The organism is Collimonas silvisoli (assembly GCF_018305005.1).
Taxonomy (GTDB): domain Bacteria; phylum Pseudomonadota; class Gammaproteobacteria; order Burkholderiales; family Burkholderiaceae_D; genus Collimonas; species Collimonas silvisoli.
Genome location: NZ_JAGQEG010000086.1, coordinates 1 through 23,931, shown reverse-complemented (window position 1 = coordinate 23,931; position 23,931 = coordinate 1). Strand labels below are relative to the sequence as shown.

General features: G+C 57.5%; 19 protein-coding genes and 1 tRNA gene. 13 read left to right on the top strand and 7 right to left on the bottom strand.

What is annotated here, in order from left to right; translation table 11 throughout:
• Positions 1-424: 424 nt before the first annotated feature.
• Positions 425-501 (bottom strand) — tRNA-Pro (locus tag KHU33_RS20110).
• Between the two features lie 169 nt (positions 502-670).
• Between KHU33_RS20110 and KHU33_RS20105 the strand changes: the two genes are divergently transcribed.
• Positions 671-1,792 carry a M14 family metallopeptidase gene (locus KHU33_RS20105; RefSeq protein WP_211466177.1) on the top strand — a complete coding sequence of 374 codons (1,122 nt, stop codon included), beginning with the start codon at positions 671-673 and terminating at the stop codon, positions 1,790-1,792.
• 78 nt (positions 1,793-1,870) lie between these two features.
• Here KHU33_RS20105 and KHU33_RS20100 read toward each other — a convergent pair whose 3' ends face one another.
• On the bottom strand, positions 1,871-2,743 hold the full coding sequence (locus KHU33_RS20100; RefSeq protein WP_211466175.1) for a pirin family protein: 873 nt from the start codon (positions 2,741-2,743) through the stop codon (positions 1,871-1,873).
• Between the two features lie 121 nt (positions 2,744-2,864).
• On the opposite strand from KHU33_RS20100, the gene KHU33_RS20095 reads away from it, so the two are divergent.
• Complete coding sequence (locus tag KHU33_RS20095; protein WP_211466173.1) at positions 2,865-3,770, top strand: LysR family transcriptional regulator; 906 nt, start codon at positions 2,865-2,867, stop codon at positions 3,768-3,770.
• Between the two features lie 65 nt (positions 3,771-3,835).
• Here the strand turns inward: KHU33_RS20095 and KHU33_RS20090 are convergent, their stop codons facing one another.
• The 5 genes from KHU33_RS20090 to KHU33_RS20070 form a co-directional block, all read right to left on the bottom strand.
• Positions 3,836-5,089, bottom strand: coding sequence for a DUF2863 family protein (locus KHU33_RS20090; protein WP_211466181.1), 1,254 nt, complete (start codon positions 5,087-5,089; stop codon positions 3,836-3,838).
• A gap of 357 nt (positions 5,090-5,446) precedes the next feature.
• Positions 5,447-8,158: an aconitate hydratase AcnA gene (gene acnA, locus KHU33_RS20085; protein ID WP_211466171.1), complete on the bottom strand. Its 2,712-nt coding sequence runs from the start codon at positions 8,156-8,158 to the stop codon at positions 5,447-5,449.
• Positions 8,159-8,183: 25 nt separating this feature from the next.
• Positions 8,184-8,651 (bottom strand): hypothetical protein, encoded by a 468-nt coding sequence (locus KHU33_RS20080; protein ID WP_230414425.1) that lies wholly within the window; start codon positions 8,649-8,651, stop codon positions 8,184-8,186.
• A gap of 80 nt (positions 8,652-8,731) precedes the next feature.
• Positions 8,732-9,703, bottom strand: a complete 972-nt coding sequence (locus KHU33_RS20075; protein WP_211466179.1) for an HpcH/HpaI aldolase/citrate lyase family protein — start codon at positions 9,701-9,703, stop codon at positions 8,732-8,734.
• A 132-nt stretch (positions 9,704-9,835) separates the two neighbouring features.
• On the bottom strand, positions 9,836-10,825 hold the full coding sequence (locus KHU33_RS20070; RefSeq protein WP_211466168.1) for a malate dehydrogenase: 990 nt from the start codon (positions 10,823-10,825) through the stop codon (positions 9,836-9,838).
• 341 nt (positions 10,826-11,166) lie between these two features.
• Between KHU33_RS20070 and KHU33_RS20065 the strand changes: the two genes are divergently transcribed.
• From KHU33_RS20065 to KHU33_RS20015, 11 genes are all read left to right on the top strand, one after another.
• On the top strand, positions 11,167-11,961 hold the full coding sequence (locus KHU33_RS20065) for a GntR family transcriptional regulator (RefSeq protein ID WP_211466166.1): 795 nt from the start codon (positions 11,167-11,169) through the stop codon (positions 11,959-11,961).
• A gap of 192 nt (positions 11,962-12,153) precedes the next feature.
• A complete protein-coding gene (sdhC, locus tag KHU33_RS20060) occupies positions 12,154-12,564 on the top strand; it encodes a succinate dehydrogenase, cytochrome b556 subunit (protein ID WP_211466164.1) in 411 nt (136 codons plus the stop codon).
• Positions 12,564-12,932: a succinate dehydrogenase, hydrophobic membrane anchor protein gene (gene sdhD / locus KHU33_RS20055; RefSeq protein ID WP_211466162.1), complete on the top strand. Its 369-nt coding sequence runs from the start codon at positions 12,564-12,566 to the stop codon at positions 12,930-12,932. Before sdhC ends, sdhD begins: the two co-directional genes overlap by 1 nt.
• Before the next feature lie 2 nt (positions 12,933-12,934).
• Positions 12,935-14,713 (top strand): succinate dehydrogenase flavoprotein subunit, encoded by a 1,779-nt coding sequence (gene sdhA, locus KHU33_RS20050; protein WP_211466160.1) that lies wholly within the window; start codon positions 12,935-12,937, stop codon positions 14,711-14,713.
• A gap of 75 nt (positions 14,714-14,788) precedes the next feature.
• The gene (locus KHU33_RS20045) at positions 14,789-15,502 is read left to right on the top strand and encodes a succinate dehydrogenase iron-sulfur subunit (protein ID WP_211466158.1); all 714 of its coding nucleotides are present in this window, start codon (positions 14,789-14,791) and stop codon (positions 15,500-15,502) included.
• 111 nt (positions 15,503-15,613) lie between these two features.
• Positions 15,614-15,883: an FAD assembly factor SdhE gene (locus KHU33_RS20040; protein ID WP_211466156.1), complete on the top strand. Its 270-nt coding sequence runs from the start codon at positions 15,614-15,616 to the stop codon at positions 15,881-15,883.
• 102 nt (positions 15,884-15,985) lie between these two features.
• Positions 15,986-17,290, top strand: a complete 1,305-nt coding sequence (gene gltA, locus KHU33_RS20035) for a citrate synthase (protein WP_211466154.1) — start codon at positions 15,986-15,988, stop codon at positions 17,288-17,290.
• Between the two features lie 318 nt (positions 17,291-17,608).
• Positions 17,609-20,464: a 2-oxoglutarate dehydrogenase E1 component gene (locus KHU33_RS20030; protein WP_211466152.1), complete on the top strand. Its 2,856-nt coding sequence runs from the start codon at positions 17,609-17,611 to the stop codon at positions 20,462-20,464.
• Between the two features lie 66 nt (positions 20,465-20,530).
• A complete protein-coding gene (odhB, locus tag KHU33_RS20025) occupies positions 20,531-21,790 on the top strand; it encodes a 2-oxoglutarate dehydrogenase complex dihydrolipoyllysine-residue succinyltransferase (protein WP_211466150.1) in 1,260 nt (419 codons plus the stop codon).
• A 211-nt stretch (positions 21,791-22,001) separates the two neighbouring features.
• On the top strand, positions 22,002-23,429 hold the full coding sequence (gene lpdA, locus KHU33_RS20020; RefSeq protein ID WP_211466148.1) for a dihydrolipoyl dehydrogenase: 1,428 nt from the start codon (positions 22,002-22,004) through the stop codon (positions 23,427-23,429).
• A gap of 12 nt (positions 23,430-23,441) precedes the next feature.
• Positions 23,442-23,870, top strand: a complete 429-nt coding sequence (locus KHU33_RS20015) for a hypothetical protein (protein WP_211466146.1) — start codon at positions 23,442-23,444, stop codon at positions 23,868-23,870.
• Positions 23,871-23,931 lie beyond the last annotated feature (61 nt).

The following is a 23,931-nucleotide window of genomic DNA, read 5'->3' as shown; positions in this document are numbered from 1 at the left end:
CCCCGCATCGGCTTCCTTCAAGACCCCAATAATCTGCTCTTCCGTAAATCTCGTTTTCTTCATGACTAGCTCTCTATCAGCCCAGTCACTAACTTTACATTGGGATACCCTGGAGGGGTAAGGTCAATATAACCCAATGACATCTGGCAGCGCCCGACCCTTTCAGGGTTTACTTCCGTTGATATACCGCCCCAACAAAATCGTCCCATGCAGCCATCATAGGGCGGTGTTGTTCCAGTAAATCGGTGCGATGGTAAGCAGCCTCCACTTTGTTCTGGATCTTCGGGCGATATGCATAAGTTGGATCGAAAACTACGCGCAAGATATTCGGCCCGAGTTGCAGATAATCCGGACATATACCGGACGCGGCGTACTGGAAAAGAGAAAGGGCTACAGACGTAAATCTGTAACCCTTTGATTTTATTGGTCGGGGCGAGAAGATTCGAACTTCCGACCCCTTGCACCCCATGCAAGTACGCTACCAGGCTGCGCTACGCCCCGACAAGCCTGATATTATATCAGGGCTAGTTGTTTTGTTCATTACTGAGTACAGAGAAATTTCATAAAATTTTCCCACCGATTGCCAGGCGGGTAGTGCGGCCCGTTGCTGAATGCGAGTTTACGACGAGGGCCTTGCTCATCCGGGCGGTAATCTTCACCCAATAATCCTATGCCGATAAAAATTAGCCAGCAGTTTGACGCCGCCGCAATTGAAGTGTTGCGCGCCGATAGTCCTCAGCAGATTGAATTGAAAATCCGTAGCGACTCGCATGCGGATTTCACGCAATGGTTTTATTTCCGATTACAAGGCGCGCGCGGCGAAGCCTGCCGCATCCGTTTTTTGAATGCCGGTGCCACTACCTATCCCAAGGGCTGGGAAAATTATCAGGCGGTGGCCAGCTACGACCGCGAGATCTGGTTCCGGGTGCCGACCAGCTTTGACGGCGAAGTGATGACCATCGCGCATACGCCTGAGCGCGATAGCGTGTATTACGCTTATTTCGAGCCGTATTCATGGGAGCGCCATCTGACGCTGCTGGGGCGCGCAGAAAAATCGCCGCTGGCGCAGGTGCAGGATCTCGGCAGTACGGTGGACGGCCGAGATATGAATCTGCTGGTGATCGGCAATCCGGCCGCGGCCAGGAAGGTTTGGGTCATCGCCCGCCAGCATCCGGGTGAAACCATGGCGGAATGGTTTGTCGAGGGCATGGTCGAGGCTTTGCTGGACCGCGCCAATCCGCTGGCGAGCAAAGTGCTGCAGCACGCGGTGTTCTATATCGTGCCGAACATGAATCCGGATGGCTCGGTGCGCGGCAATCTGCGCACCAACGCTGCCGGCGCCAATCTGAACCGCGAGTGGATGACGCCGTCGCCGGAGCGTAGCCCCGAGGTGTTTGTGGTCAAGAACAAGATTCACGAAATCGGCTGCGATCTGTTCCTGGACGTTCACGGTGATGAGGCTTTGCCGTATGTGTTTGTGGCAGGCTCGGAAATGCTGGAAGATTTCAGCCCGCAGCAAGGGGTGGAGCAACAAAAATTCATCGACGATTTCCTGCGCGCCAGCCCGGATTTCCAGACCGAACACGGCTATGCCGCGAGCAAATACAGCAGCGACGTGCTGACCCTGGCATCCAAATATATCGGCCATACATTCAAGTGCGTGTCGCTGACGCTGGAGCTGCCGTTCAAGGATAACGTCAATCTGCCGGATGTGCAGGTAGGCTGGGATGGCGCTCGCAGTGCGCGTCTGGGGGCGGTGGTGTTGCAGCCTATACTACGGGCGTTCGAATGAGCTGTATTCGGTTTTGATTTTTGTTATGAAAAAGCCGGGCATGTCTGACATGCCCGGCTTTTTTGTGCCGCGTGACTGCTACGACGCTTCAGCTATCTGCGCAAAGCGCCCGCTGTTGAAATCGACGATCGCCTGGGCGATTTGTTCTTGGCTGTTCATCACGAACGGGCCATGGCCGACGATCGCTTCATCGATCGGCTCGCCGCTAAGCACCAGCACTACAGCGTCGTTATTGGCTTCGATATCGACGCTGTTGCCGGCATCGTCGAGCTGAACCATTTGCGCTTCACGCGCCACGGTCTCGCCGTTGATCAACACGGTTCCACGCAACACCACCAGCGCCGAATGCCAGCCGGCGGGCAGGGACAATTTGGCGCTGCCGCCCTGGTTCAGGCGCATATCCCACACATGCATCGGTGTGAAGGTATGGGCCGGACCGGCGTGGCCGTCGTAGTCGCCGGCAATTACCCGCACTGTGCCGGCGCCGCCAGGCAGCGCCACCGCAGGAATGTCGCGGTCGACGATGGCTTGATAACCAGGTGCGCTCATCTTGTCCTTGGCCGGCAGGTTCACCCACAGCTGCACCATCTCCAGCGTGCCGCCGGAACGGGTGAACGCTTCGGAGTGAAACTCCTGGTGCAGGATGCCGCTGCCGGCGGTCATCCATTGCACGTCGCCGGGGCCGATCACGCCGCCGTGACCGGTCGAGTCGCGGTGCTCCACCTCGCCCTTGTAGACGATGGTGACGGTCTCGAAGCCGCGATGCGGATGCGAGCCGACGCCGCGAGGGCGTTTGGCGGGGCTGAACTCAGCCGGGCCAGCGTAATCGAGCAGCAGGAACGGGCTTAGTTGCTTGCCGTGGCTGGTGTAAGTAAACATCGAGCGAGCAGGAAAACCGTCGCCGACCCAATGTTGGCGAGGTGCGCTGTAGACGCCGAGGACTTTTTTCATGATCAAACTCCTTGTATAGCTTACATAGTTGTTGCTGATAGAAGATTAAACCAAGGACAATGAGCTGAGTAGTCTGTAAAATTGGCCTTCACTGTTCTATTTGGTGAACGATAAGGTGGCTATGCAGGATTTGAACGATCTCTATTACTACGTCCAGGTAGTGGACCATGGCGGCTTCGCGCCGGCCGGCCGCGCCTTGGGCATGCCGAAATCGAAGCTGAGCCGGCGCCTGGCGTTGTTGGAGGAGAGATTGGGCGTCAGGCTGATCCAGCGCACCACCCGCCAATTTTCCGTGACGGAAGTCGGGCAGTCTTATTACGAGCATTGCAAGGCGATGCTGGTGGAAGCCGAGGCGGCGCAGGACGCCATCGAGTTGACGCGTGGCGAACCGCGCGGCATGGTGCGGCTGACTTGTCCGGTGGCCTTGCTGCATGCGCATGTAGACGTGATGCTGGCGGATTTCATGGCGGCTAACCCGCGTGTGACGGTGCTGCTGGAGGCGACCAATCGGCGGGTCGACGTGGTGGCGGAGGCGGTGGATATCGCGATCCGGGTACGGCCGCCGCCGATTCCGGATAGCGATCTGGTGCTGCGGGTGCTGGCGGATCGCAGCCAATGCCTGGTTGCCAGTCCGCTGCTGCTTAGCCAGCGGCCGTTGCCGGCGTCGCCCGCCGATTTAAGCGGCTGGCCGAGCCTGAGCCTGGGGGTAGGGCAGCAAAACCATATCTGGACATTGTTTGGGCCGGATGGCGCCAAGGCGGCGATTCATCACACGCCGCGCTTTGTCACCGGCGACATGGCGGCGTTGCTGCGGGCGGCGGTAGCCGGTGTCGGCATCGTGCAATTGCCGACCATGATGATCCGCGAACAGGTGGCGCAAGGAACGCTAACGCATGTCTTGAACGACTGGCGGCCGCGGCACGAAATCATCCATGTGGTGTTTCCGTCGCGGCGCGGCTTGTTGCCTCTGGTGCGGACTTTGATCGATTATCTGGTGCAGCGGTTTCAGGCTTTGGAAGAGGACTAAGCCGGTTGCCTTGGCTGGCCTGGCCGGCTTGGTCATGCAGCGCTGTGTCGGTGAACGCATGCGCCTCAATGGAAATGGGTCGAACCGCTTGGCGCATCATCCGGCATTTCCGGATGCACCAGATCACCTTCGCGATCCGGGTAGAGCGGGGTGCCGCAATCGTCGCAAAATTCCATCGCAAACAATTCGGCATGACGTTGGATGTCGTCGATGCCGCATTCGCGCAACAGGCTCAGAATCTGTTCCAGCGGGGTTTCCGGTTCGGCGGTGGCGGCGTCGCTGTCGCTGGCGCGGCTGATGATTTCTTCGTTGGCTTCTTCCGCTCCGTACAGTGGCCACACTACGCCATAGATCACCTCGTTGGTCTGGCCCAGCGAGAAGCCGATACGGTATTCGTCAACCCGGCCGCTTTCCGGTTCCTCGCTAAAGCGGCCGATGCTGGCGTGCAGGTCTTTCGATGAGATGTCCAGCGTGTGCGACAGGTAGTAGCTGGCGGCCCGCACGGAGGCCGGGCGGATTTGCAGGTCGGCCTCGCGGCAGGCGGCGAAATAAGCCTCGGGCAGCAACAGCTGGACGCCGCAGCCGGGCAGTAAGCGTGTCAGATTGGGCGTGACCTGGTTGCGCCATTGCTCCAGCGCCTGTTCCTTGTCGGCGGCGATATGTCCGGTTTGGCCGCGCGCCATTTGCCAGCGGAACAGCGGCATGCCGCTTGGTACCACCAGCGCTGCCAGCAGATAGCGGGTATCGGCCAGGAACGGCGCGGTCTGCGGCGGATTGGCGGGGCTGCGTACCGGCGCCGCGTTGAGCGCGGCATGCGACAGCTGCTGCAACAGGGTAAAGGTTTCGCTATGGCTGCGCGGCAGCTGATCGATGGAATACAGCGTCGGCACCATGCCGGTCAGCACTTCCGGCGCCAGGATGTGGGCGTGCAAATGGGTGCTGAGCGTCAGCATGACGTCGGCTGGAACCGGCCCTGATCCAATCGAGAAGCGGGTCCACGCCAGCAGCGGCAGGGCAAGCAGCAGGCAGTCGTACGGCTTGCCCTGGTATTCGATGGTGCTGGATTCGCTACAGGCCTCGACCACGTCCATCAAGGCGTCGTAGGCATCGGGCTGGGTTGGGAACAACTGCTCCAGCGCGCCGTCGATCGGCTCCTGATGATGGGCTTTGAAATGCTTGTTGAGCAAGACTTCAATCTCGCGTTCCCATGCGCGCTCCTCAAGACGGCTGGAGGCGAGTATCAATGCTTGTGCCAACTCGGCCAAACGATGGCTGTCGGCGGAGAGTTTGCGGGAAGGTTTTTTTGACGGACGGCGCATAGTGAATAGAGTAAGGGCTGACAACATAGTCAATATCTTACCGCGCGACCGTAGCGGATGCGAGCATCCGATGACCGGCAACCGAGACGCTCACATATTCATAGGTAAATATGCTCCGCTTTTCTGCGCTGCCTTCTGGCCTACGACCGCTTGCTGAGAGTTTTCAAGGACTCTGAGGCAGGAAGACTGCAAGCTTCTATTGTAGTGGATTTAACGGTATGTGGAATAAAACTATAGAGGCGCGGCAATGCGCCTAGCTTGCTGCCGGAAATGAAAAACGCCGGCATGGCCGGCGCTTGTCGATACATCCAACTGTCAGCCTGCCGCCTATGCAGAAGGCGGCGGGCTGGCGGGTTGCTACGCTGCCAGCAACTGGCGCAGCACGAACGGCAGGATACCGCCGTGTTTGTAGTAGTCGACTTCGATCGGTGTATCGATACGCAGCAGAACCTTGACATCCTGGCTTTCGCCGTTGGCGCGATGGATCACCAGGGTGGCGTCTTGCTGTGGCTTGATTTCGCCTTCGATACCCTTCAGGTCGAAAGTCTCGTTACCGGTGATGCCCAACGTGCTCACGCTGTCGGTGCCGAGGAATTGCAAAGGCAGAACGCCCATGCCGACCAGGTTGGAGCGGTGGATACGCTCGAACGAACGGGCAAACACGGCTTTCACGCCCAGCAGCTGGGTACCCTTGGCAGCCCAGTCGCGCGATGAACCTGTGCCGTATTCTTCACCGGCAAACACCATGGTTGGCACGCCGTCCTTGACGTACTGCATTGCTGCGTCGTAGATCGAGGTTTGTTCGCCAGTTGGCTGGTGCAGAGTGATGCCGCCTTCAACCCGGGAGCCGTCCGGTGTCGCCGGAATCATCAGGTTTTTGATGCGGACGTTGGCGAAGGTGCCGCGCATCATGATTTCGTGATTGCCGCGGCGCGAGCCGTAGGAGTTGAAGTCAGCCTTCAGCACGCCGTTTTCAGTCAGCCATTTGCCGGCCGGGCTGGATTCCTTGATGGAGCCTGCTGGCGAGATGTGATCGGTCGTGATCGAATCGCCGAACACGCCCAGTGCACGAGCGCCGGTGATGCCGGTTGCAGCGGCCTTAGGCACCATGCTGAAGTCCTGGAAGAACGGCGGTTCAGCGATGTAGGTCGATTTCGGCCAGTTGTAGACTTCGCCGCCGGCGACGCCCTTGATGGCTTCCCACAGCTTGCCTGGTGCGCCCTTGACATCGGCGTAGTTCTCTTTGAAGGTCTTGGCGTTCATCGCGAACTTCATCAGCTTGGCAACTTCCTGCGAAGTTGGCCAGATGTCGCCCAGATAGATGTCCTTGCCACCCTTGCCCTTGCCAACAGGTTCTGTCATCAGGTCGCGCGTCATGTTGCCGGCGATCGCGTAAGCGACGACTAGCGGCGGCGAAGCCAGGAAGTTGGAGCGGATGTTCGGATGGATGCGTGCTTCGAAGTTACGGTTACCGGACAGCACTGCCGAGGCCACCACGTCGTTCTTGACGATGGCTTCGTTCATGGCAGGTGTCAGATCGCCGGCGTTACCGATACAAGTGGTGCAACCGTAGGCTGTGACGCCGAAGCCGAGTTTTTCCAGGTAGGGCAGCAGGCCAGCTGCTTCCAGATACTTGGTCACGACGCGCGATCCAGGAGCCAGCGAAGTCTTGATGTGCGGCGCTACCTTGAGGCCGGCTTCCACTGCCTTCTTGGCCAGCAGGCCGGCGGTCAGCAGCACGCTCGGGTTCGACGTGTTGGTGCAAGAAGTGATTGCAGCAATCAGGACATCGCCGTTTTTCAGGTTGACGCCGTCGCTGTTGACGTAAGTTGCGTCCAGGTCTTCGATTTTCTTGTTGAAGCCGTTTTCTGCTACCGGCTTGCTGAACAGTTCTGCGAAGTTGGCTTTGACATTGCCGATTTCGATACGGTCTTGCGGACGCTTCGGACCAGCCAGCGATGGCGCAACGGTAGCCAGATCCAGTTCTACGACGGTGGTGTAGTCGATGTCGCCGGCTTTTGGAATGCCGTACAGGTTCTGGGCCTTGAAGTAGCCGGCGAATGCGTCGATTTCAGCTTTGCTGCGGCCGGTGCCCTGGAAGTATTCGATAGTCGCATCGTCAACCGGGAAGAAGCCCATGGTGGCGCCGTATTCAGGCGCCATGTTGGCGATGGTGGCGCGGTCGGTCAGGCTCAGCGAGGCAGTGCCTTCGCCGAAGAATTCGACAAACTTGCCGACCACTTTGGCTTTGCGCAGCAGTTCGGTGATGGTCAGCACCAGATCGGTGGCGGTAACGCCTTCGCGCAATTGGCCGGTGAGGTTGACGCCGACTACGTCTGGCGTCAGGAAGTAGACCGGTTGGCCCAGCATGCCGGCTTCCGCCTCGATGCCGCCGACGCCCCAGCCGACTACGCCGATGCCGTTGATCATGGTGGTGTGGGAGTCAGTGCCGACCAGAGTGTCCGGGTAATAAACCGAATCCTTCTTGTGGACGCCGCGCGCCAGGTATTCCAGGTTGACCTGGTGGACGATGCCGAAGCCCGGAGGCACCACGCCGAAAGTGTCGAATGCCTGCATGCCCCATTTCATGAATTGGTAGCGCTCGTTGTTGCGCTGGAATTCCAGTTTCATGTTGAGGTCGAGCGCTTTCTTTTCACGGAAATGGTCGATCTGCACCGAGTGGTCGACTACCAGGTCAACCGGCACCAGCGGCTCGATGTTCTTGGCGTTCTTGCCGAGCGAGGCGGCGACGTTGCGCATGGCGGCGAGGTCGGCCAGCAGTGGCACGCCGGTAAAGTCTTGCAGCACCACGCGTGCTACCACGAATGGAATCTCGTCGGTGCGGGTTGCGGTTGCACCCCAGTTAGCCAGTTGCTTGACGTGCTCTTCAGTGACTTTCTTGCCGTCGCAGTTACGCAGTACGGATTCCAGCACGATACGGATCGACACCGGCAGGCGCGAGATGTTGACGCCGAGTTTTTTCTCCAGCGCAGGCAAGGAATAGAACTTGCCTTTCTTGGAGTCGGAAATCTTGAATTCCTTGAGTGTATTCAACGTGTTGCGGGACATGATTCCTCCTGTGTTTTGAATTTAATTACAAGCTGTGTGCTGGATCAACCGGAGCGTCGGCCGGCCGTGTTTCTTGCTCTGCCGATTTGCATTCATTCGCCAGTTGATGCCCTGTTTTTGAATCAAGCAAAATGCCCTTGGCCGGGATGCCGATCCAGAGCAGGCCGTATTTGCGGTTTTCAAAGCGGTTGGCGCCGGTGGTGGTCGGCACACGAGTCAGGCGGCGCAGGGTTGTGCCCCAGCGCAGTGCGATGTGTTTGTCGTCTTCGGCGTTGGTGAAAATTGTCAGCTTGTTGCCGAGCTCGCATTTGTAATCGACAGTAAGCGAAGTCTTGACATCCGGCGTGCCTTCGTCTTCGCCGTCATCGACTTCTGCCGGCGCTGCTTTTGCAGCTGGTTTCTTGACGGCTTTTTTGGCGGTTTTCTTGGTGCTGGTCTGGGCTTGCACTTGCGGTGCTACAACTGCCAGGCTGGCGCACAGCAAAACCAGCATTGATAAACTCGTTGACAGACTCTTTCTCATTTCCATTGCTCCGTAGTGCATCCCGCTGTTTTGATAGAGGCGGGGCGCGGTTATAACAAAGTTGTTGCGTTTTCAGGTAGTGCGACACCGTTATTTTTTGCGCGCTGCAGAACACTCCAGTAATAGCGATAACTGGCGCGGTCATGCAGCGTGCCCTCGTGTTGTATCGGTCCCCAAGCCGCTTGCCGGGCTGCAAGCAGGATCTGTGCCGCAGCGCTTATCTCAGATTGCGGCGGGGTAAATGCGTTCAATATCGGTTTGATCTGTTGCGGATGGATGCTCCACATCCGGGTGTAGCCGAATTCGTTCACGGCGCGCCCGGCATCGGCAGCGACGGTGATGTTGTCCTTGATGTCGGTGGTGACGTTATGCGAAGGCACCTTGCCGTGCGCATGGCAGGCCGCGGCAATTTCCAGTTTGGCGCGAGTGATCAGCGGGTGGCTGAATTGCCCTGGCGAGCGCATCGCGGCGCTGGGGATGGCGCCGTAATGGGCGGAAACAAAATCCATGATGCCGAACGACAGCGATTGCACTTGCGGCAGGGCGGCGATGGCGAACACATCGGCCAATGCGCCGTGGGTTTCTATCAATACATGGACCGGCAGCGCCTGCCGTCCGGCCAGGCTGCTGTAGTGCTCGATCAGTGCAATGGCGGCGCTGACATCGGCCAGGCTCTCGGCCTTGGGCAACATCAGATAGGCCAACCGAGGGGCGGCGCCCTTGCAGATGATCTCTACATCCTGTTCGAAAAAAGCGCTGCCGAGGTCGTGTACGCGAGCGCCTATGCGCTCAAAGCGGTTGTCGGCGCCGGCGATGATGCTGGCCACCAGTTGTGCATGTGCTGCTTCGTTACCGGCGCTGGCGCCGTCTTCGCAGTCGAGCGTGATGTCGAATACCGGACCCAGTTCCTGCTGCAGGGCGACCGATTTACGCATGAGCTTTTCAGCGCCGGCGTAATGATCGCAGACCGGTAGCGAGACCGGCTGTTGCTTGCCTAGGAATAAGACCTGGGTAGGATGCATTGCGACTTTTGGTTGGGTGTAACTGGTAAAGATTTCAATGTTGTCAGGCGCTGCATGGACGATGGCTGTGTCGCCCTGCAGTTCAGGCAAGCGGCGCCTCAAATGCCGCGCCGCTTTGCCTGCCAGCCGGTATCAGCCGACCAGGTGTTTTACGCCGTCACGCTCTTCTTGCAATTCTGCCAGCGTGATATTGATGCGCTCTTGCGAGAAAGCGTCGATTTCCAGGCCTTGAACGATTTTGTATTCGCCGTTTTCGGTAGTCACCGGGAAGCCGAACATGGTGCCTTCAGGAATGCCGTAGGAGCCATCCGACGGCACGCCCATGGTAGTCCACTTGCCGTTGGTGCCGAGCACCCAGTCACGCACGTGATCGATGGCTGCATTGGCGGCCGAAGCTGCCGACGACAGGCCGCGCGCTTCGATGATGGCGGCGCCGCGCTTGCCGACGGTTGGCAGGAACACATCTTTGTTCCAGACCTGGTCGTTGATCAGATCCTTGACCGAGGTGCCATCGGCTGTCGCGTAGCGATAGTCGGCGTACATGGTTGGCGAGTGATTGCCCCAGACGAACAGTTTTTCGATGGCGGAGACCGGCTTGCCGATCTTGGCTGCGACTTGCGACAGGGCGCGGTTGTGGTCCAGGCGCAGCATCGCGGTGAAGTTCTTGGCTGGCAGGTTAGGCGCCGATTTCATGGCGATGTAAGCGTTGGTGTTAGCTGGATTGCCGACCACCAGTACCTTCACATTACGCGAAGCAACGGCGTCCAGCGCCTTGCCTTGCACCGTGAAAATCTGTGCATTGGCTTCCAGCAGATCTTTACGCTCCATGCCTGGGCCGCGTGGGCGGGCGCCAACCAGCAGGGCAACGTCGACATCCTTGAATGCTGTCAGCGGGTCGCTGTGGGCAGTGATGCCGGCCAGCAGCGGGAAGGCGCAATCGTCGACTTCCATGATCACGCCTTTCAGCGCTTTTTGGGCTTTTTCGTCAGGGATTTCAAGCAGTTGCAAAATGACCGGTTGATCTTTGCCGAGCAGGTCGCCGTTGGCGATGCGGAACAGTAGGGAATAACCGATTTGACCAGCGGCGCCGGTAACGGCAACACGCAGAGGGGACTTAGCCATGTTGAATCTCCAGAGGGGTGATAGAAAGCGTTGTCTGAAATACGTTCATTAATTTACTAATGCAGCGATGCTGCGCAGCCTCTAATCATACCGGCGAAAACCTCGTGCGTCAGTTTGTTTCGGTTTTGGCCGGGAGTCGAAATTGACAGCTTGCATCCCTGGCATGAAACCCGGTTTGAGTGCAATCAAGGCCGCTAAAAGGCTGCAAACTACCACTTATGCCCGCGAGTTTAGGCTTGGCAACATGGTATGTCAATCAATATCTTATGTCTTATATAAGACATATCATTGCGTATTTTTTGCTGGACGCCAATGGGTATTTTATGGTGAAATCTAAGCTTATGAGTTCCATCCCGTCCAATCTGAGTAGTGACCCGGCCAGCCAGAGCGCTGCTGTCCCTGCATCTCCCGCTGCATCGTCTCCGACCTTTAGTCCCCTGTATCAGCAAATCAAGGCGCTGATCATGCAACGCCTGCAATCCGGTGAATGGAAGCCGGGCGAACTGATTCCTAGCGAAGTTGAGCTTGGCAACCGTTTCAAGGTGAGCCAGGGTACCGTGCGCAAGGCGATTGACGAGCTGGCGGCGGAGAATCTGCTGGTGCGGCGTCAGGGCAAGGGCACTTTTGTCGCCACCCATCACGAGGCCCGTTCGCAGTTTCGCTTCCTGCGCTTGATGCCGGACAGCGACCAGCCGCAAGTTACCGATAAAAGAGTGATCGAGCTGAAGCGTTTGCGTGCGCCGGCAGAAATCGCGCGCCTGCTGGGTATGAAATCGGGCGACTCGGTGGTGTATGTCAAGCGCGTCATGGCGTTTGACGGGGTGTCGACGATTCTTGAAGAATTGTGGTTGCCGGGGGCGCTGTTCAAGGCTTTGACTTTGGAGCGCCTGGTGGAATACAAGGGGCCGATGTATGGCTTGTTTGAAACCGAGTTCGGTACGCGCATGATCCGTGCCACTGAACAGATTCGCGCCGCCAGCGCCGATGCCGATGCGGCTGAGTTGCTGGGGGTGGAAAAATCGTCGCCGTTATTGTGTGTGGAGCGCGTGTCGTTTACCTATGGCGACAAGCCGGTGGAAGTGCGGCGCGGTTTGTATGTAACCAATCGTCATCACTATCAGAATGAGTTGAGCTGAAGGATCGGGCAGAGCCTTCGGCTGTCGATAGCGGTGACTAGTGGCAAAATGGCAAAGCCCAAGAATAGGCGCGGGCGATTGCTGGTGATTATTCGCAATATTGAATAATAACTATTGGTGTGCTGCACAAAAATCGGCGAAAATTGCGAGATTGCGTTTGCTCTAAAATTTTAAACTGAGGAGAACCCTGTTATGTCTGAAGCCGCGAAGCCCAATCGGCCACAGTTTCGTAATATTCACATTACCCAACTAAGCAGTTATCGTTTGCCGTTGGCTGGCCTAGTTTCTTTCTTGCATCGTGTTAGTGGCTTGCTGATGTTTTTACTCCTGCCTTTTATCCTGTTCATGCTGGATAAGAGTCTGGTATCTGAGAGTTCTTTCGAATACTTCAAAGGCTTTACCTCGGGTTGGTTCGTAAAGCTTGTCATCCTGGCTCTGTCCTGGGCCTATCTGCATCATTTCTGCGCCGGCATTCGCCACCTCGTCATGGATAACCACATTGGCCTGGATAAGGTTAGCGCGCGCAAATCGGCTGCCAGTGTCCTGATCATCAGTGTGCCGCTGGCGCTGATCGTTGCATTGAAACTGTTCGGAGCATTCTAATGGCTGATAACAATAACGTTGGCGCCAAGCGCCTGGTAGTAGGGGCCCATTACGGCCTGCGCGACTGGCTGGCGCAACGCGTCACCGCTGTCGTCATGGCAGTCTATACCGTCATCCTGCTGATTTCCTTCCTGACCGCCAGCAACTTCACTTATGAAGGCTGGGCTGGGCTGTTTTCGCACCAATGGTTCAAGTTGGCGACCTTCGTGGCGCTGATGGCGCTGTTTTTTCATGCATGGATTGGCGTGCGTGATATCTGGATGGATTACGTCAAGCCGGTCGCTGTGCGCCTGGTCTTGCAAGTTGCCACAATCCTGTGGTTGGTCGGTTGTGCCGGATGGGCGGCGCAGATTTTGTGGAGAGTGTAATCGTGGCAGCTATTAAATCCACAATTCCTACACGCCGCTTTGATGCGGTAATCGTTGGGGCCGGTGGTTCCGGTATGCGTGCTTCGCTGCAGTTGGCGGAAGCTGGTTTGAATGTTGCGGTCTTGTCCAAGGTGTTTCCTACCCGCTCGCACACAGTTGCGGCGCAGGGCGGGATCGGCGCTTCGCTCGGTAACATGTCGGAAGACAGCTGGTACTGGCACATGTTCGACACCGTCAAGGGCTCGGATTACCTGGGCGACCAGGACGCGATCGAATTCATGTGCCGCGAAGCGCCAAAAGCGGTGTATGAGCTGGAGCACTTCGGCATGCCGTTCGACCGTAATGCTGATGGCACAATCTATCAGCGTCCGTTCGGCGGCCACTCGGCCAACTTCGGCGAAAAGCCGGTAGCCCGCGCTTGCGCCGCAGCCGACCGTACCGGCCATGCGCTGTTGCACACGCTGTATCAGCGTAACGTGCGCGCCAAGACCCACTTCTTCGTCGAATGGATGGCGATCGATCTGGTGCGCGACGCCGAAGGCGATGTCATCGGTGTCGTCGCTCTGGAAATGGAAACCGGCGATGTCATGATCCTGGAAGCCAAGACCACGGTGATGGCTACCGGCGGTGCAGGGCGTATCTGGGCGGCTTCGACCAATGCCTTTATCAATACCGGCGACGGCATGGGCATGGCGGCGCGAGCCGGTCTGCCGCTGGAAGACATGGAATTCTGGCAGTTCCACCCGACCGGCGTGGCTGGCGCCGGCGTGCTGATTACCGAAGGCGTGCGCGGCGAAGGCGGGATCCTGATCAACGCCAACGGCGAACGTTTCATGGAGCGCTACGCGCCTACCCTGAAAGATCTGGCGCCGCGCGATTTCGTTTCGCGTTCGATGGACCAGGAAATCAAGGAAGGCCGCGGTTGCGGTCCGCACAAGGATCACGTGATGCTGGACCTGCGCCACATCGGTGCGGAAACCATCATGAAGCGTCTGCCGTCGATTCTGGAAATCGGCCACAAGTTCGCTAACGTCGACGCCTTGAAAGAACCGATCCCAGTGGTGCCGACCATCCATTATCAAATGGGCGGTATCCCGACCAACGTTTACGGTCAGGTGGTGGTGCCGAAGAACGGTATCCCGAACGCGGTCGTCAACGGCCTGTACGCCATCGGCGAATGCGCTTGCGTATCGGTGCATGGCGCTAACCGTCTGGGCACCAATTCGCTGTTGGATCTGGTGGTGTTCGGCCGTGCCGCCGGCAATCACATTGTCGACAGCAAGCTCAAGGAACGCAGCAACAAGGCGTTGCCGGCAGATGCTGCCGACGTCGCCCTGGCGCGTCTGGCCAAGCTGGAAATCAGCACCGGTTCCGAGCGCGTGCAAGACGTGGCCGGCGATATCCGCAAGACCATGCAGCACTACTGCGGCGTGTTCCGGACCGACGAATTGCTGCAACAAGGTTACAAGGAAATCATGGTGCTGGACGAGCGGCGCAAGCATGTTTCGTTCAAGGACAAGTCCAAGGTATTCAACACGGCAAGGGTCGAAGCGCTGGAGCTGGACAACCTGATCGAAACTGCCAAGGCCACCATTACTTCGGCTGCAGCTCGTAAGGAATCGCGCGGCGCACACGCGCATCGCGACTATGAAAAGCGTGATGACGACAACTGGATGAAGCACACCCTGTGGTATTCCGAGGGCAATCGCCTCGACTACAAGCCTGTTGTCACCAAGCCGCTGACGGTTGATACGTTCAAGCCAAAGCCACGTACATTCTGATTTGTCGCGGCAGGGCGGTGCGCCACTTAGCAGTGGCCCGCAGCTCTGCCGCACAATTAACAAAAAGGTATAGCCATGTCATCACGTACTTTGAAATTTAAAATCTACCGTTACGATCCCGATAAGGACGCCAAACCTTACATGCAGGACCTGACGGTAGAGCTGCTGCCGACCGACAAGATGCTGCTGGACGCTTTGCAACGCATCAAGGCCGACGTCGACGATTCGCTGGCGCTGCGCCGCTCCTGCCGTGAAGGCGTGTGCGGTTCTGACGCCATGAACATCAACGGCAAGAACGGTCTGGCTTGCACCACCAACCTGAACGAGCTGAGCGAGCCGATTATCTTGAAGCCGTTGCCGGGCCTGCCGGTGATCCGCGATCTGATCGTCGACATGACGCAGTTCTTCAAGCAATACGAATCGATCAAGCCGTTCCTGATCAACGACAATATTCCGCCGGAAAAAGAGCGCCTGCAATCGCCGCAACAGCGCGAAGAGCTGGATGGCTTGTATGAGTGCATCCTGTGCGCATGCTGCTCGACTTCCTGCCCGTCGTTCTGGTGGAACCCGGACAAGTTCGTCGGCCCGGCCGGCCTGCTGCAAGCCTACCGTTTCATCGCCGACAGCCGCGATGAAGCCACCGGCGCCCGTCTGGATAACCTGGAAGATCCGTATCGCCTGTTCCGCTGCCGTTCGATCATGAATTGCGTCGATGTCTGTCCTAAGGGCTTGAACCCGAATGCAGCCATCGGCAAGATCAAAGAGCTGATGGTCCGTCGCGCGGTATAAGTAAGCAGGGCGGTCAGGCTCGCTAGTCTTCCCGCCCTTGTTTTTGCAGTAGTTTTAGAGTTGTTCGTCGAAGCCGTCGGGCAGCGATATCAAATAGAATGAGTGGTTCCCATGTCCGTCATCCATCAAGCCGATCCCGCCAACCGAGCCCGACTGCGCTGGCGCGCGAGACGCGGTCTGCTTGAAAACGATTTGATCCTGACCCGTTTTCTGGATGCGCATGAAACCACCATGACGGACGATGATGTCGACGCTTTTACGCGCTTGATGGAATTGTCGGACAATGAACTAATGGATTTGCTACTGGTCCGTAAAGAACCAGACGGATTGCTGGATTTGCCGCAAGTGCATGCCCTGTTAGCCAGAATACGCAATGCTTGAAGCTTGATCGCATCTTCCCCGGCCGCCGTAAATTGTTGCCGAAGATGTTGAATAGCTAGCAAACGCGTCTTTTGTTTTTTTATATTTTGTGAGGGAAGAGCCATGACCAATGCTGATACAAAAGCCACGCTATCGTTTTCCGATGGCAGTCCATCCGTAGAGTTTCCTATTTACAAGGGAACCGTCGGCCCAGAAGTCATCGATATCCGCAAGTTGTACGGCGCTACCGGCAAATTCACTTACGACCCAGGCTTCCTGTCGACGGCGGCATGTAATTCATCGATCACCTACATCGATGGCGACAAGGGCGAATTGCTGTATCGCGGTTACCCGATCGAGCAACTGGCGGTCAATTGCGACTTCCTGGAAACCTGTTACCTGTTGCTGAACGGCGAATTGCCGACAGCAAAGGAAAAAGAAAAATTCGACGCCACCGTGACCCAGCACACCATGGTGCACGAGCAGATGCAATTCTTCTTCCGCGGCTTCCGTCGCGATGCGCATCCGATGGCGGTGCTGGTTGGTACGGTCGGCGCCTTGTCGTCGTTCTACCATGACTCGCTGGATATCACCGATCCGCGTCATCGTGAAGTGTCCGCCATCCGCCTGATCGCCAAACTGCCGACCCTGGTCGCCATGGCTTACAAGTACAACGTCGGCCAGCCTTTCGTCTACCCGCGCAACGAACTGTCGTATAGCGCCAACTTCATGCACATGATGTTCTCGACCCCGTGCGAAGAATACAAAGTCAACGACGTGCTGGTGCGCGCGCTGGACCGTATCCTGACCTTGCATGCAGACCACGAGCAAAACGCCTCGACCTCGACCGTGCGCCTGGCCGGTTCCAGCGGCGCCAATCCGTTCGCCTGTATCGCTGCCGGCATCGCTTGCCTGTGGGGTCCGGCTCATGGCGGCGCCAACGAAGCTGCGCTGAACATGCTCAAGGAAATCGGTTCGGTCGACAAGATTCCTGAATTCATCGCCAAGGTGAAAGACAAGAACTCCGGTGTCAAGCTGATGGGCTTCGGTCACCGTGTCTACAAGAACTTCGACCCGCGCGCCAAGCTGATGCGTGAAACCTGCTACGAAGTGCTGAACGAACTCGGCCTGCATGACGACCCGTTGTTCAAGCTGGCGATGGCGCTGGAAAAAGTGGCGCTGGAAGACGAATACTTCGTTTCCCGCAAGCTGTATCCGAACGTCGACTTCTACTCCGGCATCGTGCAATCGGCGCTGGGCATCCCGACCTCGCTGTTCACCGGCATCTTTGCCATGGCGCGTACAGTCGGCTGGATTGCGCAATGGAATGAAATGATTTCCGATCCGGAGCAAAAAATCGGTCGTCCACGCCAATTGTTCGTCGGCTCGCCGACCCGTGACGTGCCACCGATGGAAAAACGCGGCTAAGCAGAGCGTGCATCTATAATAATAGCAACACAAAAACAGCGAATCCGAGGATTCGCTGTTTGCATTTATGCTGGTTATGCTATGCTCCTGCTCTGTGCCGTGTTATGCGGTTACAGCGCGATAAAAACATGTGGTGAGCGTGTTTTAAAGGGCAGGTTTGCAGTACCCGAATTGAAAAAACAGCAGTCGTAGCAAAAAGAACACAGTAATAGAGCCCTTCCCCACAACTTGATGTGCAATCCGCTAACCGGTCAGGCCGTGTCGCGGAAGGTTATGTTAACCCGCTAATCTCGCGAAACGCGAAGAAAGGTGAGCAAGATGATGCAACAATACCGCTCTAATTCTTATCTCTTCGGAGGTAATGCACCGTACATTGAAGAGCTGTACGAGTCATACCTCGACAATCCCGGTTCAGTTGCCGATAACTGGCGTGCTTATTTCGACGCCATGCAGCATGTGCCTGCCGTCGACGGCACCGACAAGCCTGACGTCGGCCACGCTTCCGTCATCGCCTCGTTTGCCGAGCGCGCCAAACACGGACCGATCCGCACCATCTCCGCTTCAGCAGATGCTGAAATGGGCCGCAAGCGTGTTGCTGCAACGCAATTAATCGCTGCCTACCGTTATCTGGGTTCGCGCTGGGCCAATCTGGATCCGCTGCAACGCCAGGAACGTTCCACGCTGCCTGAGCTGGAACCAAGTTTTTACGGTTTCACCGATGCCGACATGGACATCGTGTTCAACATCAGCAACACCTATTTCGGCACCGAAACCGCTACGCTGCGCGACCTGCTGAATTCGCTGCGCGACACGTATTGCCGTTCGATCGGTACCGAATACATGTACATCAGCGATCCGACCGAAAAGCGCTGGATGCAAGAGCGCCTGGAGTCGACCCGCTCGGCGCCGGTCTTCACCGCAGAGAAGAAGAAGCACATCCTCGACCGCCTGACTGCGGCCGAAGGCCTGGAGCGCTATCTGCATACCCGTTATGTCGGCCAAAAGCGCTTCTCGCTGGAAGGCGGCGAAAGCTTCATCGTGTCGCTGGACGAAACGATCCAACGCGCCGGTGAAAAGGGCGTGCAGGAAATCGTTATCGGCATGGCCCACCGCGGTCGTCTGAACGTGCTGGTCAATACCCTGGGCAAGATGCCGCAGGAACTGTTTGCCGAATTCGAAGGCAAGCACGCCGACGACCTGCCGGCCGGCGACGTCAAGTATCACCAAGGTTTCTCGTCCGACATCACCAGCCCAGGCGGCCCGGTGCATCTGTCGCTGGCGTTCAATCCGTCGCATCTGGAAATCGTCAACCCGGTGGTTGAAGGTTCGGTCAAGGCCCGTATGGAACGCCGCGGCGACAAGGATGGCTCGCAAGTGCTGCCGATCCTGGTGCACGGCGACGCCGCATTTGCCGGCCAAGGCGTCGTGATGGAAACCCTGAATCTGGCGCAAACGCGTGGTTACGGCACTGGCGGCACGGTGCATATCGTGATCAACAACCAGATCGGTTTCACCACTTCCGATCCGCGCGATTCCCGTTCCACCCTGTATTGCTCGGACGTGGTCAAGATGATCGAAGCGCCGGTATTGCACGTCAACGGCGACGATCCTGAGGCAGTTGCGTTTGCGACTCAGATCGCGCTCGACTACCGCATCGAGTTCAAGAAAGATATCGTGGTCGATATCATCTGCTTCCGCAAACTGGGCCACAACGAGCAAGATACGCCAGCGCTGACGCAGCCGCTGATGTACAAGAAAATCGGCCAGCATCCAGGCACCCGCAAGCTGTACGCGGACAAGCTGGTGGCGCAAGGCACCATCGGCGCCGACACTGGCGACGCCATGGTCAAGGCTTTCCGCGACGCGATGGACGCCGGCAAGCACACGATCGATCCGGTCATCACCAACTTCAAGAGCAAATACGCAGTCGACTGGCTGCCGTTCCTGAATCGCAAGTGGACCGATGCCGCCGACACTTCGGTGCCGGTCACCGAGCTGAAGCGTCTGGCCGCACGCATTACCAGCGTGCCGGAAAACTTCAAGGTCCACGCGCTGGTCGAAAAAGTATTGAACGACCGCGCTGCCATGGGCCGTGGCGAAATGAATCTCGACTGGGGCATGGGCGAGCATCTGGCATACGCCTCGCTGGTGTCGTCGGGCTACGCAATCCGCATCACCGGGCAAGACGCCGGCCGCGGTACTTTCGTTCACCGTCACGCCGTATTGCATGATCAGAACCGCGAGCGTTGGGACGCCGGCAGCTACATTCCGCTGCAAAACGTCTCCGACCAGCAAGCACCGTTCAATGTGATCGACTCGGTCTTGTCGGAAGAAGCGGTACTCGGTTTCGAATACGGTTATTCCACTGCAGAGCCGAATACGCTGACCATCTGGGAAGCGCAATTCGGTGATTTCGCCAACGGCGCGCAAGTCGTGATCGACCAGTTCATCAGCTCCGGCGAAGTGAAGTGGGGCCGCGCTTCCGGCCTGGTCATGATGCTGCCGCACGGTTACGAAGGCCAAGGTCCGGAACACTCGTCGGCACGCCTGGAACGTTATCTGCAACTGTGCGCAGACAACAACATGCAAGTGGTGCAACCGACCACCGCCGCGCAGATTTTCCATCTGTTGCGTCGCCAGATGATCCGCTTGTTCCGCAAGCCGCTGATCATCATGACGCCGAAATCGCTGTTGCGTAACAAGGACGCCGGTTCGCCATTGTCCGATTTCACCAAGGGCAGCTTCCAGACCGTGATCGGCGAAGTCGATGACAAGATCGATCCGAAGAAGGTCAAGCGCGTTGTAGCCTGCTCCGGCAAGGTTTATTACGATCTGGTGAATGCACGTAAAGAACGCGGTCAGACCGATGTCGCAATTATTCGTCTGGAACAACTGTATCCATTCCCGCACAAGGCGTTCGCTGCCGAACTGAAGCAGTTCCCGAACTTCAATGAGCTGGTATGGACCCAGGACGAGCCGCAGAATCAAGGCGCATGGCTGCAGATTCAGCACAATATTTTTGAGAACCTGGAAGATGGCCAGAAGCTCGCCTATGCAGGCCGTCCAGCCAGCGCATCGCCGGCAGTCGGTTACTACGACAAGCACTATGCGCAGCAAAAAGCATTGCTGGAGACAGCATTTTCCAAGCTCAAAGGCTTTGTTCTTACAAAATAATTGACGCCAGGGCAGGTCGTCACGGCCTGCCCGACGCACCACCTAATACGGAATACGGAGAAATAAATGGCACTTCTAGAAGTAAAAGTTCCGCAATTGTCGGAATCGGTTGCTGAAGCGACCCTGTTGCAATGGCATAAAAAAGTCGGCGATGCAGTCAAGCGCGACGAAAACCTGATCGATATCGAGACAGATAAAGTTGTGCTTGAGTTGCCGGCGCCAGCCGACGGCGTGATCGTCCAGCTGATCAAGACCGACGGCAGCACCGTGGTTGCCGATGAAATCATCGCCGTGATCGATACCGATGCTTCGGCCAAGGTCAGCCCGATGGAAGTGGCTGCCGTGCCAGTGCCGCAAAGCGGCAATGCGCAGACACCAATCGCAGCGCCTGAATTGCAGTCGAAAGCGGCAGCCGGCATCGCCATGCCTGCGGCAGCAAAGCTGCTGGCGGAAAATAGTCTGTCGGCGGCGCAAGTCGACGGCAGCGGTAAAGATGGCCGCGTCACCAAGGGCGATGTTCTGGGCGCGCTGGCTAACAAGCCAACTGCACCTGCGCCCCTGGCTGCGGTTCCGGTCAAGCCGGCGCTGCAACTGGTCGCCACGCCAGCCAAGGCTAACCTGGATGACCGTCCGGAAGAGCGCGTGCCTATGAGCCGCCTGCGCGCTCGTATCGCCGAGCGTCTGGTGCAATCGCAATCGACCAACGCTATCTTGACTACATTCAATGAAGTCAACATGCAGCCGGTAATGGATCTGCGCACCAAGTACAAAGACAAGTTCGAAAAGGAACACGGCGTCAAGCTCGGCTTCATGTCGTTCTTCGTCAAGGCTGCGGTTGCTGCACTGAAAAAATACCCGATCGTCAACGCCTCGGTTGACGGCAACGACATCGTGTATCACGGCTATTTCGACATCGGTATCGCAGTTGGTTCGCCACGCGGCCTGGTTGTGCCGGTATTGCGCGACGCCGACCAGATGTCGATCGCTGACATCGAAAAGAAAATCGGCGAATTCGGCGCCAAGGCCAAGGACGGCAAGCTGACCCTGGACGACCTGACCGGCGGTACTTTCTCGATCTCGAACGGCGGCACCTTCGGTTCCATGCTGTCGACACCGATCATCAACCCGCCGCAATCGGCGATCCTGGGCGTGCACGCGACCAAGGACCGTGCAGTTGTCGAAAACGGCCAGATCGTGATTCGCCCGATGAACTACCTGGCGATGTCTTACGATCACCGTATCATCGACGGCCGTGAAGCCGTGCTGGCTCTGGTGGCAATGAAAGAAGCGCTGGAAGATCCGGCCCGTCTGTTGCTGGACCTGTAAGTTTTAAATCTCGCTAAGCGAGAGCGCCCTGACTCTAATTTTTCACGTAAGGAAAAATGGAGCAGGGCGCATCGTTTAGGTGGCTAAGTAAATGATGGGCGCCTTGTCACTATCGCCTGCCGGAATTATTTGCTCTGAACCGCAGAGCCGGCTGCTTAAGTTGACAATCAGTTGACGATCGATTGGCAAGGCAATAATTCGAAGGATGGAAATGAGCAAACAATTTGATGTCGTTGTGATCGGTGGCGGTCCCGGCGGTTATATTGCAGCAATTCGCGCCGCGCAACTGGGTTTCAATACTGCCTGTATCGATGAATGGAAAAACGCCAAGAACGGTCCTGCGCCGGGCGGCACTTGCACCAACGTTGGTTGCATTCCATCCAAAGCTTTGTTGCAATCGTCCGAGCACTACGAACACGCCGGCCATGCCTTCGCCGAGCACGGCATCGAAGTCAAGGGCCTGGGGCTGAACCTGGGGCAGATGCTGGCGCGCAAGGATGGTGTCGTCAAGCAAAACAACGAAGGCATCTTGTACCTGTTCAAAAAGAACAAGGTTACCTTTTTCCATGGCCGCGGCTCTTTCGTCAAAGGCGACGCCAGCGCTTACGAAATCAAGGTAAGCGGTGCTGCCGAAGAAACCATCAGCGCCAAGCACATCATCGTAGCGACCGGCTCCAACGCCCGTGCCTTGCCAGGCGCACCGTTTGACGAAAAACTGATTTTGTCGAACGCCGGCGCACTGGCAATTGACGCGGTTCCGGCTAAACTGGGGGTAATCGGCGCTGGCGTGATCGGGCTTGAGATGGGTAGCGTCTGGCGCCGCCTGGGATCGGATGTCAGTGTCTTGGAAGCGTTGCCGACTTTCCTCGGTGCTGTCGACGAGCAGATCGCCAAGGAAGCCGGCAAACTGTTCACCAAGCAAGGTTTGAAGGTCAGCCTGGGTGTCAATATTGGCGCCATCACGACCGGCAAGAATGATGTCACCGTGGAATATGTCGATGCTGCCGGCGCCACGCAAAAAGCCGTCTATGACAAGCTGATCGTGTCGATCGGCCGGACGCCGAACACCATCGGCCTGAACGCTGAAGGCGTTGGCTTGCAGCTGGACGAGCGCGGTTTTATTGCCGTCGACGGCGATTGCAAGACCAACTTGCCGAACGTCTGGGCGGTTGGCGACGTGGTGCGCGGCCCGATGCTGGCCCATAAAGCGGAGGAAGAAGGCGTAGCGGTTGCCGAGCGTATTGCCGGACAGCATGGTCACGTTAACTTCAACACGATTCCTTGGGTGATCTACACTTCGCCGGAAATCGCATGGGTTGGTAAAACAGAACAACAACTGAAGGCAGATGGAGTAGCATACAAAGCGGGCACTTTCCCGTTCCTGGCCAATGGCCGGGCACGCGCTTTGGGTGATACCTCAGGCATGGTCAAATTCCTGGCGGATGCCAAGACCGACGAGATCCTGGGCGTTCACATTGTTGGGCCAATGGCATCAGAATTGATTTCAGAAGCCGTGGTGGCGATGGAATTCCGCGCATCAGCGGAAGATATCGCCCGTATCTGCCATGCGCACCCATCCTTGTCGGAAGCGACCAAGGAAGCGGCGCTGGCAGTCGACAAACGGTCCCTGAATTTCTAAGGGAGAAGCAGCATGCGCAATCCGGCAACGTGGTTGATACTGTCCTTGGGCGTCGTATTGTCCGGTTGCGCCACCACCGCGTCGGATAACGGCCACGTGCTGATCGAGGCTACCTCCGACAGCCAGCAGCTGACCGGTGCGCGCTGTGTGGTGAAAACCGACAGCAGCCGCTGGAATGTGGTGACGCCAGGCGATGTCTTGATTGTTGCTGCCGACGGCGATTTGCATGTGGTTTGCGACAAGCCCGGTTATCGCACCTCTGAGGTGGTATACCGGGCTCCGCCCGGACTGAACTCTCCCAGCGTAGGCATCGGCGCTACCGGTGGCAGCGGCGGCATAGGCGCGGTCGGCCTTGGTTTAGGCGCGAACCTGCCGCTCACTTTCGGCGGTAAGGAGAAAGCTTATCCCAGCCGGGTGCTGGTAGAGATGGGGCGGTCATAGTTGCTAGGGCCTATTGGCCTATGATTTGGGAGATGCGTTCCAACCAAAACGTGTGGTGGCA